Source organism: Enterococcus sp. AZ120 (assembly GCF_050546165.1).
Classification (GTDB): Bacteria; Bacillota; Bacilli; order Lactobacillales; family Enterococcaceae; genus Enterococcus; species Enterococcus faecalis.
On the sequence record NZ_CP172950.1, the window covers coordinates 1,905,164 to 1,918,258 of the forward strand.

Below are 13,095 nucleotides of genomic sequence, written 5' to 3' on the forward strand. Positions count from 1 at the left end.
AAACACCTCATTTGTTTTTTTGTTTTTACTTTTTAAGTATAGCATTGGATATTCGTTTAGAAAAGGGAAGTTGTAGCGTTTTCTCTCAGCAAATGATTTTTATAAGAAAAATCTTACTTACTGTTCTATTTTTGTTTGTCTATTTTCAGAAAGCTGTCGTGTAATCCGTACCATTCGCTCACAAAAAAGAGGCATTTCTTCTGGTGAAATTCGGGAACAGTTCAAGCGAATACTTCCACGTTTTTCACTAAAAGCGACACTTGGTGCTACCAAAACACCTTCTCGTAAAAACACTTGCCAATCTTCTGGCTTAAGTGCCCCTTGACGCCAATGTGCCCATAAATAAAAGCCGCCCTTTACTGGCGAAACTTCCCATTCTGGCAACGATTTAAATACTTGATATACAGCTGTTGCTCGTTGTTCCACTTGTTTATTTAATAACGTAATTTTTTCAGAAAAAGAAGGATCTTCAATCGCCATTTTAGCGAGCATCTGCGGAAAAATACTCAACGAAACATCCATCATTTTTCTGGCTTCTGCAATTTGTTTCGTCACGGAGGCGGGCGCACTCAACCAACCAATTTTCGTGGTCGAACCTAAAATTTTTGACAACGAACCGATATACAAGACATTATCTGGATCTAATTTTTTTAAAGGAGGAATTTCTGTTTTCGGGATAAAACTTAGCTGCCCAAAAACATCATCTTCTAAAATAGGAACTTGATACGTTTGACAAACTTTCACGAGCTGTTCTCTTTTTCTCAAAGGCATCACTGTCCCAGTGGGATTTTGAAAGGAAGGATTAACCATAACCATTTTGATGCGATGTTGTCGGATTGTTTGTTCTAGCGCTTCAAGATCAATCCCTTCCTCTGTCATGGGCACACCAAATAAGCGCACACCAGCAGCTTGGAAAATTGGTAAGGCATAGAAGAAAGATGGATCTTCTACGGCAACACTATCTCCTTGTCTCAATAAAACTTGCAAAACTAAAAAAAGTGCTTGTTGCGCACCTGAAGTAAGCAATAAACTTTCACTTGGTAAATGAAGCTGATATTCCGTTGCTGTAATGGCTTGGATTTCTTTTCTTAACGGCAAATAACCTAATTCATCTTGTGCTTCCTCTTTTAAAAATTGTTTCCAATTTAATGCTGGAAAATCGAAACTGGGAATTAAATCTAACGGCAACTCGCCTGTATACATATCTAAGTCAGTCGGCAAATTTTGTTTAGCTCGTAACTCAATCTCTGCCACCAAGGGATGAACTTGTTTGAACACATTTTGTTCTAAATAACGATGCCAATCCGTTCGTGGCGTCATCATTACCCCCCATTTTCCTTCGTTGACAATCGTTCCACTCCCTCTTTTTCGCACAATCCAGCCTAAGTCCACCAGTTCGTCTAATGCATGAACAACGGTTGAACGATTGACAGACAAGTACTCTGCCAGTTTACGTTCCGAAGGGATTTTTTCGCCTGGTAATAATTCGCCTGTTTGAATCTTTTGAACAATCACTTCCATAATACTGCGATAAATGGGAACATTTTGTTCTTTTTTAAGTTGCCACATAGCAATCACCTCAACAATTGGATGAGTTAAAAGTAATCCAGTTTAATGCTTTTGTCAATCGAAAATACAAGAAAAGTGAGACAGCCGTTTTGACGAATGTCCCACTTTTCTGTTTTACTATTAACAGGTTTGTCTCAATGTTTGTGTAAAAATGCTTGGATGGTGTTATAAAAGATTCCTGCGAACATAAAGATTAACCAACTAAACCGCCAATCCCCTAAAACAAAACTAATAAATAGATAGAGTGCCACAACTAAGGGCCAATAAACGGATGCAATAATTGCACCGACAGGATTTCCCACAGGTCCTTCCTCTGTTTTTGTTTGTTGAGGGGCAAAATCAGGATGACCAACATGTTCTGAATAAAAATAAGTTTCATTCAACAATTTATTAAAACTTCCTTTAATTACTCCACCAAATATAAACAAGAAGACACCAACCGATACTAAAAAGAAGAGCCAACTAATCCCCATCGTTCCATTATAATATTGTCCGCCCATCATTTGATGCATGGAACGGCGCATCATCAGATGAAGGCCACTACTAAAGACAACAACTGGGATTAAACCCAAAATACAAAAAACGACGCCCGCTGCCATACAAAAAATAAATGATCGTTGAAAACTTTGTTCTCTTTGTGCAACTTCTTTTTTTAACTTAATCGGAATCAATCGTTGCCCCAGTTGTTTGTCCATTGCAACAAACCGATTACCAGCAACAATAAATAATGGAACGCCGATTGCCACACCTATGAAAAGACAAACTAAACCAAGACCGTTAGAAAGAACACCACGCATACCAACCAGCAAGCCAACACCCACCATGATTGCAACAACGCCAAGACCAATTTGAATCGCACCTTTACGTTGGACAGCTAAATAGTCAAGTCCTTCCTCCACTGAAATTTCTGGCAAACCGTTCATTGAATCGTTTGTTTCATCCACTTGTTTATTTTCTAAATTCAATTCTTCCATTAATTCATCAATAGTACCAAATTCAGAAATAATTGTACCAATTGCTTCATTTTCCGATTTTCCTTGGCTGAGCAAATCTTCATAACGATCCTCAGCATTTGCTAATAAGTCCGCCTTTAATTGTTTTGTTTCAGTTGTTTCAACAACGCCTGAAAATAAGCTATCAATAAATTCTTCTATAATTTTCATTTTCCCATCTCCTTTACAAATGCTTCGACGACGTCTTTTGTTACTTCCCATTCTAGTAACTTTTCCTCTAAATAACGCTCTCCTGCATGGGTTATTTGATAATAGGTCCGCTTTTTGCCATGCGTTACTTCTCCTGGAAATGATTCAATGTAGCCATTTTTCTCTAAACGTGTAAAAGCAGAATAAAGTGTCGTTTCTTTAATCGAATATTGTTCTTTAGAAATTTCACGAATGCGTTTAGAAATCGCATAACCATATGAAGCGCCGGATTGTAAGATTGAGAGAATAAAGGTATCGTTGTATCCTCGAATTGCATCACTACCAATCACATAAATTCCTCCCTCAAGTACTTCAACTATCGTACTACGTCTGTCGTTGTAATTATCTTAACACGATTACTACGATAGGTAAAGTAAAAAAAGCACGTAATGCAGAAATCATTTTAATTTCTGCACTACGTGCTGTCTTCTTTTCAGTCTATAGTTGAATGTTAAATGGTATCACCATTAAAAATAGAATTTTTTACAATCACATAATCAACTTTACGAATCGCTTCTAAATCACGACCTCCCGCGTATGAAATGGAAGATTGTAAATCTTGTTGCATTTCGACTAAAGTATCTGCCAACTTCCCTTTATGGCGTAACCAGATTTTTTTGCCTTCAACGTTTTTCTTTTCGCCTTTTTGGAATTCAGAGGCGCTACCAAAGTATTCTTTGTAAACAACACCATCTTCCACTTTTGTTTCACCTGGTGATTCTTCATGTCCAGCAAATAGTGAACCAATCATGACCATAGTTGCCCCAAAACGCACAGATTTTGCAATGTCTCCATGGGTCCGAATCCCACCATCTGCAATAATTGGTTTCCGAGCAGCTTTGGCACACCAACGTAAAGCCGCTAACTGCCAGCCACCTGTCCCAAAGCCAGTCTTAATTTTAGTAATACATACTTTTCCTGGTCCAATCCCCACTTTGGTGGCATCGGCTCCAGCGTTTTCTAATTCGCGAACGGCTTCTGGCGTTCCAACATTGCCCGCAATAACGAACGTTTCTGGTAAAAATTTTTTTAAGTGTTGAATCATATTAATCACCGCATTTGAATGACCATGGGCGATATCAATTGTCACGTAGTCAGGAACTAAACCTTCTCGGGCTAACGTTTCAACAAAAGCGTATTCCCCTTCTTTCACACCCACACTAATTGACGTGATTAAGCCCTTTTGTTGCATTTTTTTAATAAATGGCACTCGCGCCTCTTCATCAAACCGATGCATGATATAAAAATAACCATTTTCAGCAAGGGTTTCCGCAATCGTTTCATCAATAATTGTTTGCATGTTCGCTGGAACGACAGGCATTTTAAACGAATGTTTTCCTAAAGTTACTGTAGTATCACATTCAGAACGACTATTCACGATACATTTATTGGGAATTAATTGGACATCTTCATAATCAAAAACTTTCATACTTACTGCCTCCTAGTTATTTACAAAAATAACGTAAAAACCGAACATTCGGTCATTTAACGTTCGTGTTTACAAACACCATTGTTAATTTACACTATTTACCGCCACTTGTCAAAGGCGTTTTAACGAAAATTAATCTTTTTACCCTTCTTGAACGTTTGGTAAAATGGCCTGCAATAAAATAGCAACAATTGAGGCAGTTGCCACGGGTGAACTAAATAAATATTGTAAAAATTGTGGTAGAGTTTCCAAAAACTCTTTTGGTAACAATGTCAACGCTAACGTCATAATAATCGGAACGGCAATTACATACATCTCTTTTTCATGAATTGTTACATCACTCATGACTTTCATTCCGCTTACAGAAATGATGCCGCAAACAACCACAAAAACACCGCCGATAACTGGTGCCGGAATGGCCGAAATCAAGGTGGAAAGTTTTCCAGATAAGCCAAATAAGACAAACCACGCACCTGCAGCCACAAAAACCTTGCGACTAGCAACTCCAGTGATTGAAATAATCCCAGCATTTGTAGAGTAACTAGTTACTGGCGTGCCGCCAATAAATGAAGAAACTAAGCAACCTAAGCCTTCACCAATTACGCCGCGATTAATTTTTTCTTCGGTCAAAGGTTCAGCGACAACATGACTCACAGCAAACCAAGTGCCTGTTGTTTCCGCCATTAAAACCAGATAAATAACTAACATCGTGGCAATAGCTGACCAATCAAATTGGAAAGAAAAGTTAACTAATGGTAACTGAGGCAAACTAAACCAAGCCGCTTCACTAACGGCTGATAAATCAAGTACCCCTAATAATTGTGCCGCGATGCTCCCAAATAATAATGCCAAAATGACAGAAGAAACGCGGAAAATCCGCCCTTTTTTCAAAGCAGAACCTAAGAGCGCAAAGAAGATCAACGTACCCGCTGCTATAAATGCTAATAAAATATTTTGTCCTAATTCCCCTTTTGCGTGGTAAATATTATCCGATAAAGCGACTGGCATTAACGAAAGCCCCACCACAAAAATAATTGTTCCTCCCACAATTGGTGGAACAAATTTAGTGATTAAACGATTAAAGATACCAGTAAATCCTAATATAATAACAACAATTGCCCCCACTAAACTAGCACCTAAAACTGCGCCCCAGCCATTTCCTTGTTGGTTATTGGCAAAATAAATTCCTGCAATTGCCCCGATTGGAATAAATGAAGGGCCTTGCGCAACTGGTAATCTCATACAAAAATGAGATTGAATAATCGTGGCAAGTCCTGCTGCTATGAATGTTGCTTGGATTAAAGAAGACGTTTGTGCTGTGCTAATCCCAATAATTGAAGCAATGATCACAGGTACGACGTACACGTCCATTGCTAAGACATGCTGAATCCCTAACATAGTGGCCTGCCCAAAAGATACTGAATCTTCTGGCCCCACTGTTAAATGAAGATTATTTTGTTTCTTTTCACTCATTTTTTATACTCCTTTAGTTGCTGACATTAAATTTTTATCATGTACTTTTTCACCTTGTACCCAGACTTCTCGAATATTTTCTGGTCGTGCTAAATATAAGATTTTTTGGAAAATATCAAGCAATGATTCCCCTGGATTTTTAGGGATTCGTGCTTGTGACAAGCTTGTATTAATAATTTGAACATCCCAAGCATACCCTTTTTCTAATTTTCCAATTGGCAAACTTAGCGCTTGACCACCACCAACAGTAGCTAAATAAAACGCTTCATTTACGGTAATACGTGCTGTTTTAACACCTCGTACTTCTGGTTTTTTTGTAGCATCGACGCCATCTTCTAACATTCTAGAAGAAATAACCGCTTGCTTTAAATTGTCAAAAAGACTTGGTGAAAAACCACCTGAAAGATCACTACCTAAACCAACTTCTACTTGATGTTGATGTACTAATTTTGCAATCGGTGTTACTGCATTGCCAAAATAAGCATTAGAGATTGGGCAGTGCGCCACAGCCGTCCCTGTTTCATGGAATAAATTCATATCTGCTTCTTCTAAAAAGCCTGCATGTGCCATCACTGCTTTTTCTGTCAATAAACCAAAATCATTCAATGCTTGAGCATCATTTTTTCCAAAACGTTCTTGAACAAATTGATGTTCCCAATCACTCTCACTACAATGACTTTGAACATGGACTTGATATTTCGCTGCTAATTCTCCTAATCCTTTAAGTGCTTCCTCTGTACAACTTGGAATGAAACGCGGAGTTACAACGGGATACACGCCTTGTTTTGTTTGCTGCGCTAATGTTTGAATTTCTTGAATAAACCGTTCCGTTTCTTCTAATGCTTGTTGCGTTGTTTGATCACGATAGTATTCTGGATTCTCATTAAGATCATCCATTACAACTTTACCAATTAAGCCACGCTGCCCTTTTTCCGCACAAATCTCTGCCAAACGACGGCTAGCTTCATAATGAATGGTTGCAAAATAAAGGGCTGTTGTTGTCCCATTAGCTAACAATTGGGTTACCAATTCATCATAGACTTGTTGGGCAAATGTTAAATCTGCAAATTTGGACTCCAAAGGAAACGTGTACGTATTCAGCCATTCATACAATGGAATATCCAAGGCGGTCCCTGATTGTGCCCACTGAGGTGCATGGACATGTAAATCAACAAAGCCGGGTAAAAGATAAGAATCTTGGGGCAATTCTTGAAAACGTTGCGCCTCTTTTTGTTCTGCTAGCACAGTTTCATACGCTTCAGCATCTGGTTCAATTATTTCCTGAATTACTCCGGCCTCATCTATACAAAAAAGTGTTTCTTCATAAACTTTAATCTCTTGCAAATTTTTACTAGAAAAACCTGTTCCTTTTATTACAAAATGAAACATTTAATACTCCTCCTTACTATCACATGAAGATTATACATAAACTTTCGCTTAATAACTATAAAAATGTGATTTTTTTAAAAAAAATACGTGTTAAAACAAGCAAAAACCGAACATTCTAAGAATGATTTATTTTTTCTTTGAATAAACAAGAAAACTTTCTATTCTTAAGATTCTTCGGTATACTTGAAGAGAATCGTTAGAACTTTAGGAGGTCCTGAGATGATACAGATCGAACAAATTAGAACAGGTGTTATTCAAGAAAACTGTTATCTTGTTTATAATGAAGAAGCATTATTAATTATTGATCCAGGTGCAGAAGGAGCAAAACTAATTCAAAAAATTACCCGTTTAGGGAAGAAACCAGCCGCTATTTTATTAACACATACTCACTATGATCATATTGGTGCGGTAGAAGAATTGCGCCATCATTATCAAATCCCTGTTTATGTTAGTCCATTAGAACAAGCGTGGCTTTCCAATCCTATTTTGAATCTTTCAGGATTAGGCAGACATGATGATATAGCAAATATTATTGTTCAACCCGCCGAACATGAATTTAAACTAACCGATTATGAAATTGGCGGCATGAAATTTTCCGTAGTCCCAACACCTGGTCATTCAATTGGTAGCGTCAGCTTTGTCTTTGATGATTTTGTTGTTGTTGGGGATGCATTGTTTAAAGGTAGTATTGGTCGTACTGATTTACACACTGGTGATATGCAACAATTATTACACAGCATTACGACCTATCTATTCACTTTACCAGAAGAATTTCCTGTTTATCCAGGCCATGGTGATGCCACGACCATTCAACATGAAAAAGCCACAAACCCATTTTTTAATTAGAGATTTATTCACTATTTAAAGAAACTTAGGAGGAGTAGCAATGACTGAAGCAACGACACTTTATATTATTCGTCACGGAAAAACGATGTTTAATACGATTGGCCGTACCCAAGGCTGGTCAGATACCCCCTTAACCAAACAAGGAGAAGAAGGCATTTATCATTTAGGCTTAGGTCTTAGGGACATAGACTTTAAGGAAGCCTATAGTAGTGATAGTGGTCGTGCCATGCAAACCGCTCAGATTATTTTACAAGAACATCAAAACCACCAAAAGATTCCTTACCTAACCGATAAACGAATTCGTGAGTGGTGTTTTGGTTCTTTAGATGGTGGCTATGATGGTGAACTTTGGGGTGTGGTGCCACGCATTTTAGCTTTTAAAAGTTATGAGGACATGATGACCACGAAGATTACCTATCGTGACCTAGCAAATGCTATTATTGAAGCCGATACCGCTGACTGGGCGGAGCCTTATGAAGTTATCCGTGATCGTGTTTGGTCTGGTTTCGAAGATATCGCTCATCATCGAGAAAAAAATGGTGGCGGCAAAGTCATGGTGGTTTCCCATGGACTAACAATTTCCTTTTTACTTTCCTTAATTGATGCAAGTTTGCCTATGCAGATGGCGCTGGAGAATGGTAGCGTGACGACCTTAACTTACGAAAAAGGAACATTTACCATTCAAGGAATTAATGATATTTCTTATATTGAAAAGGGAAAAAAGATCGCTGAAAAGCGCCGTTTGTTGTAAAAAAAGAGAAGGTTATCTGTCAAAATGACAGATAACCTTCTCTTTTTATTTATTCTTTTAAACGTTCTACATTTTTTCTTGAGATTTGAATTTTTTCTAAGGTTTCCTTATAGTTTTTTGCTGCATAAGCAAAAAATAAAACATCAACTACATACAATTGTGCCACCAAGGAAACAGTAGCCGCACTTCTCAATGGCACGTCTTCCCCACTAGAGGTTTGAAGGACGATATCACTTTTTTCACCAATCACTGATTTTTCATCTTGTGTGATACTAACAATAGGAATCCCTTGCTGCTTCGCTAAATCAGCTAAAGTACTTGCTTCTTTATTCGTTCCAGAATTAGAAATAACAATAAAAACACTAGGCTTTTCTGTTGAGCCTAACATGGAAGCAAATAAATGATGATCCAATGTTGTAAATACCGTTCGGCCTAATCGCGTAAACTTTTGATAAATATCTTGAGCAACCAACGAAGAGGCGCCCAACCCATAGACAAAAATTACTTCTGTTTTTTCCAACAAATCAACGGCTTCATTCACTGCGACATCCTCTAATGTCTGACCGCTTCGCTCAACCACATGAACAAAGCGCGCCTGTAACTTTTGTTTAATATCAGCTGTTGATTCCCCTTTAGTAACTTCAGTGTACATTTGCTGCTTCATTTGGCCAAGATTTGCAGATAATAAAAGTTTCAACTCTGTGAAGCCATTCACATCCATAGAATGACAAAAGCGAATAATTGCCGCTGGACTTGATCCTGCTTGTTTCGCTAGCTCTTGCGCATTCATTGAAATAACTGTTTCTGTATTTTTTAAAATATATTCTGCGATTTTTCGTTCTGATTTTGGTAATTGTTGTAGACGATCTTGGATAGATAAAACAATATTTTGTTGCATAAACATCCCTCCTGATACACCATTTCCTACGCAATTAAATTTTAACAAAGAAAAAGGGAGAAGCCAAGTTCTCCTTTTTCTATTTATTATTTAGTTGTTTGCATATCTTTAGGAATCCCAAAGAATAACGTTGCTACAAACCCACCTGCGTAAGCGGCCAATAAACCTAATACATAAGCAAGCCATTGGTTGTTGGCAATTAATGGAATTAAAGCCACCCCACTTGGTCCAATAGCAATCGCACCAACATTACCGAAGGCACCGATTACTGCACCACCAATACCACCGCCGATACAAGCAGTAATGAATGGACGTCCTAATGGTAAAGTAACTCCGTAGATTAATGGTTCACCAATACCTAAAATTCCAACTGGCAAGGCACCTTTAATCATTTCAACTAATTTTTTATCTGATTTACAACGAATCCATAATGCTAAAGCTGCACCAACTTGTCCCGCACCAGCCATGGCCAGAATTGGTAATAACAAAGTCATCCCTGTTTGATTAATCATTTCAATGTGGATTGGCGTCAAAATTTGGTGTAAACCAAACATTACCATTGGCAAGAAGGTTAAACCAAGAGTAAAGCCAGCAACCATGCCACCTTTTTCTAAGACAACATTGATAATACCAACTAAGCCATTAGAAATAGCTCCGGCTACAGGCATGATTAAGAAAATAGTTGCTAAGCCAATCACTAAAAGTGAAATGGTTGGCGTTACGATAATATCAATTGATTCTGGGACAATTTTATGCAATTGTTTTTCTAACAATGATAATAACCATACGGCAAAAATAACACCGATAATTCCGCCTTGTCCTGCAGATAATGTTCCCCCAGTGAAAATATTACTGATTGGAGCATCCGGATTCATTCCTGTCAACATTGTGACTGCCCCAATAACACCACCCAACGCTGGCGTTGCACCAAAAACGCTGGCACTGTTAATCCCAGTGTAAAGAGCTAAATAAGCAAAAATCCCATTTTTAATGATATTTAAGACATCAATATATTGTTGCCATGAAGCTGAAATATCACCAGCAACAACTAAGTTAGACATAACAGCTGCAATCCCGCCAATAATACCAGCCCCAACAAAGGCAGGAATCATCGGAACAAAGATACTAGAAATGGCTTTTAACACTTTTTTAAATGGTGAAGTGTTATTTTGTTTCGCTTTTTGTTGTGCTTTCATTTGAGCGGCTTTTTCTTCTACTAAATCTTTTCCAGATTTGCCTGCTGAAGCATCAGTTGCGGTGTCATGATTAAATGGTTCTCCCAATTTGACACCTGCTTGATCTACCATTTCTTGTGCAACCTTGTTAACAGTCCCTGGACCAACAACTACTTGCAACGTATCATCTTCTACGACGCCCATAACGCCATCAATTTTTTTCAATCCTTCAATATCCACTTTGTCATAATCGCGGATATCCATACGAACACGAGTCATACAATGAATGACTTTGTCCACGTTTTCTTGACCACCAACTTCTTTATAAATCCCATCAGCAATGCGTTTAATTCTTTCTTCTGCCATGTTAAAACACCCTCCTAATTCCTTAATTTAATGTATTCTTGATAAATTGATTCCCGTCAATTAATTTTTGTGTTGCTTCTTCTTTAGTACTATCAGTTAAAATCATTACAATTGCTAACTTCACATTTTCTTCTGCTTCTACAAATTTTAGTTCGGCAACTTCATAACTACAACCCGTTGCTTCCATAATAATCCGTTTGGAACGCTCCACTAATTTTTCATTGGTTGGTTTTACATCAACCATTAAGTTATTGTAGACTTTCCCAATACCAATCATGGAAATAGTTGATAACATATTTAAAATTAATTTTTGAGCTGTCCCAGATTTCAAGCGAGTCGAACCTGTTAAAAATTCAGGTCCTGCATCTACTTCAATCGGCATTTGCGCATATTTACTAATTTCGGCATTTTTATTACATGCCACAGTTGCGGTAGCTGCTCCCACCGTTGTAGCATATTCTAAACCGCCAATTACATAAGGCGTCCGACCACTGGCTGCAATCCCAACAACAATGTCATTTGCTGATAATTTTAGATCAACTAAATCTTGACGACCTAGTTCTTTTGAATCTTCAGCACCTTCTACTGCGACAGTCATTGCTTTTTGACCACCAGCGATGAGGCCTTGAACCATCTCTGGCTCGACGCCAAAAGTTGGTACGCATTCGGCTGCATCTAAGACACCTAACCGACCACTCGTACCAGCGCCCATGTAGATCAAGCGGCCGCCTTGATTGAAGCTTTTGATGATGGCTTCTACCACTGGTTCAATGGCTGCTAATTCTTGACCCACTGCAATTGCAACTTTTTGGTCTTCTTGATTCATTTTTTGTAAAGCTTCTTTGACACTCATCTCATCTAAGCCCATTGTATTTTCATTTCTACGTTCAGTTGTTAAGTTTTCTAAATTCATTCTCTATCGTTCCTTCCGTGACTAGCGTAAATTGATTGCCTGCCTTGATTAACGGCAATATCGTTTGATCTTTTTCAATAATTCGTGTAATCGTATTGACTTTTTCATCTTTCGGCAAGTCCACAAGTGTGACTTGAATTTCTCCCATATAGCGACCATATTTTTCATTATCAATCGTTACGGTTCCCACTGGACGGGCTTCAGTCTGCTCTGACTCAATCGTTGCAATTTCATCTTTTCTGAACATTTCACTCGTTCTTGATAATTCACTTCGCAAAACATCTCTTGCAGCATCTAAACGATTGGTATGAGTCCCAAGTATTCGCTTCAAATAGCGGCTCTTGCTAGGTGCTACTTCTAACAGAAATTGATTGGTTTGGTAATAATAACCAAATTGAGCCATGGTTCGCTCACTAATTGTAGGATCACCAATATAAACAGCATCGACATAAGGATCAGCCATCAAACCGACGGCAGCGGCGAAAGGATTTTGCCCACGATGTTTTTCTAATGTTGGTAAACCAGCAAAAATTGGGCCTCTTGTTTGCCCATCTCCTGGCACAAAAGTAAAAACTTGTAAGCCTAATTCTTTAAGCCAGCGGTTCTTTTCATTAAAAAATGTTGTTCCAATGCCGGTTTCAGGTCTTGGATAATAATTATGCCAAGCTTCTAAGCGAGAAAAGTCCGCTTGGTGAGCCTTTAACTCAGCCACTTCTTCCAGTGTAATGGTACTAGCATTCAATCCTATATCAATCTTATGTGAAGCATGAGCCATTTGTTCTATCGTAATGCCATAGTCCATCCGAAGGCCAGTTACGCCCAACTCGATTAAAGGCTCTAATTCATCGAAAGAAAAACCCGCTCTTTTTAACGCTTCACCTGAAATATCTACCATAATTTTCATTTTTTCTGCCTTAGCAATTGCCCCTAAATCAGTCAAGCGTTGGCGGTAAAGGGAAGTATCATCTTCTGGAATGTGTAAAGAAGTGAAAATACCATCAAATCCAAGCGCTTTCATCTTTTTGATATAAATAATTGTATCGTTTGTAATCTCTTCACCAAGAAAAACTGAAATACCATACAT

Annotated in this window: 12 protein-coding genes; 2 read left to right on the forward strand and 10 right to left on the reverse strand. The window is 38.2% G+C overall.

Annotated elements, in window-relative coordinates:
* Positions 1–117: 117 nt before the first annotated feature.
* From IGJ46_RS09155 to guaD, 6 genes are all read right to left on the reverse strand, one after another.
* Positions 118–1,569, reverse strand: a complete 1,452-nt coding sequence (locus tag IGJ46_RS09155) for a PLP-dependent aminotransferase family protein (RefSeq protein WP_002356726.1) — start codon at positions 1,567–1,569, stop codon at positions 118–120.
* Positions 1,570–1,703: 134 nt separating this feature from the next.
* Positions 1,704–2,732: a permease prefix domain 1-containing protein gene (locus IGJ46_RS09160; protein WP_033626428.1), complete on the reverse strand. Its 1,029-nt coding sequence runs from the start codon at positions 2,730–2,732 to the stop codon at positions 1,704–1,706.
* Positions 2,729–3,061 (reverse strand): PadR family transcriptional regulator, encoded by a 333-nt coding sequence (locus tag IGJ46_RS09165; RefSeq protein ID WP_002356722.1) that lies wholly within the window; start codon positions 3,059–3,061, stop codon positions 2,729–2,731. Before IGJ46_RS09165 ends, IGJ46_RS09160 begins: the two co-directional genes overlap by 4 nt.
* A 161-nt stretch (positions 3,062–3,222) precedes the next feature.
* Entirely contained in the window at positions 3,223–4,200 is a 978-nt protein-coding gene (guaC, locus tag IGJ46_RS09170; protein ID WP_002362677.1) for a GMP reductase, read from the reverse strand.
* Between the two features lie 141 nt (positions 4,201–4,341).
* Entirely contained in the window at positions 4,342–5,673 is a 1,332-nt protein-coding gene (locus IGJ46_RS09175) for a nucleobase:cation symporter-2 family protein (protein WP_002359736.1), read from the reverse strand.
* Positions 5,674–5,676: 3 nt separating this feature from the next.
* Positions 5,677–7,062 (reverse strand): guanine deaminase, encoded by a 1,386-nt coding sequence (gene guaD, locus IGJ46_RS09180; protein WP_002378547.1) that lies wholly within the window; start codon positions 7,060–7,062, stop codon positions 5,677–5,679.
* 219 nt (positions 7,063–7,281) lie between these two features.
* Between guaD and IGJ46_RS09185 the strand changes: the two genes are divergently transcribed.
* On the forward strand, positions 7,282–7,908 hold the full coding sequence (locus IGJ46_RS09185) for an MBL fold metallo-hydrolase (RefSeq protein ID WP_218391203.1): 627 nt from the start codon (positions 7,282–7,284) through the stop codon (positions 7,906–7,908).
* Positions 7,909–7,948: 40 nt separating this feature from the next.
* Entirely contained in the window at positions 7,949–8,659 is a 711-nt protein-coding gene (locus IGJ46_RS09190) for a histidine phosphatase family protein (RefSeq protein ID WP_010712674.1), read from the forward strand.
* A 49-nt stretch (positions 8,660–8,708) separates the two neighbouring features.
* Here IGJ46_RS09190 and IGJ46_RS09195 read toward each other — a convergent pair whose 3' ends face one another.
* The 4 genes from IGJ46_RS09195 to IGJ46_RS09210 form a co-directional block, all read right to left on the reverse strand.
* Positions 8,709–9,557: a MurR/RpiR family transcriptional regulator gene (locus IGJ46_RS09195; RefSeq protein WP_002385762.1), complete on the reverse strand. Its 849-nt coding sequence runs from the start codon at positions 9,555–9,557 to the stop codon at positions 8,709–8,711.
* 86 nt (positions 9,558–9,643) lie between these two features.
* Positions 9,644–11,098 carry a PTS transporter subunit EIIC gene (locus tag IGJ46_RS09200; RefSeq protein WP_002356713.1) on the reverse strand — a complete coding sequence of 485 codons (1,455 nt, stop codon included), beginning with the start codon at positions 11,096–11,098 and terminating at the stop codon, positions 9,644–9,646.
* Between the two features lie 22 nt (positions 11,099–11,120).
* Positions 11,121–12,011 carry an N-acetylmuramic acid 6-phosphate etherase gene (murQ, locus tag IGJ46_RS09205; RefSeq protein WP_002381571.1) on the reverse strand — a complete coding sequence of 297 codons (891 nt, stop codon included), beginning with the start codon at positions 12,009–12,011 and terminating at the stop codon, positions 11,121–11,123.
* Complete coding sequence (locus tag IGJ46_RS09210) at positions 11,986–13,095, reverse strand: DUF871 domain-containing protein (RefSeq protein WP_002376713.1); 1,110 nt, start codon at positions 13,093–13,095, stop codon at positions 11,986–11,988. Before IGJ46_RS09210 ends, murQ begins: the two co-directional genes overlap by 26 nt.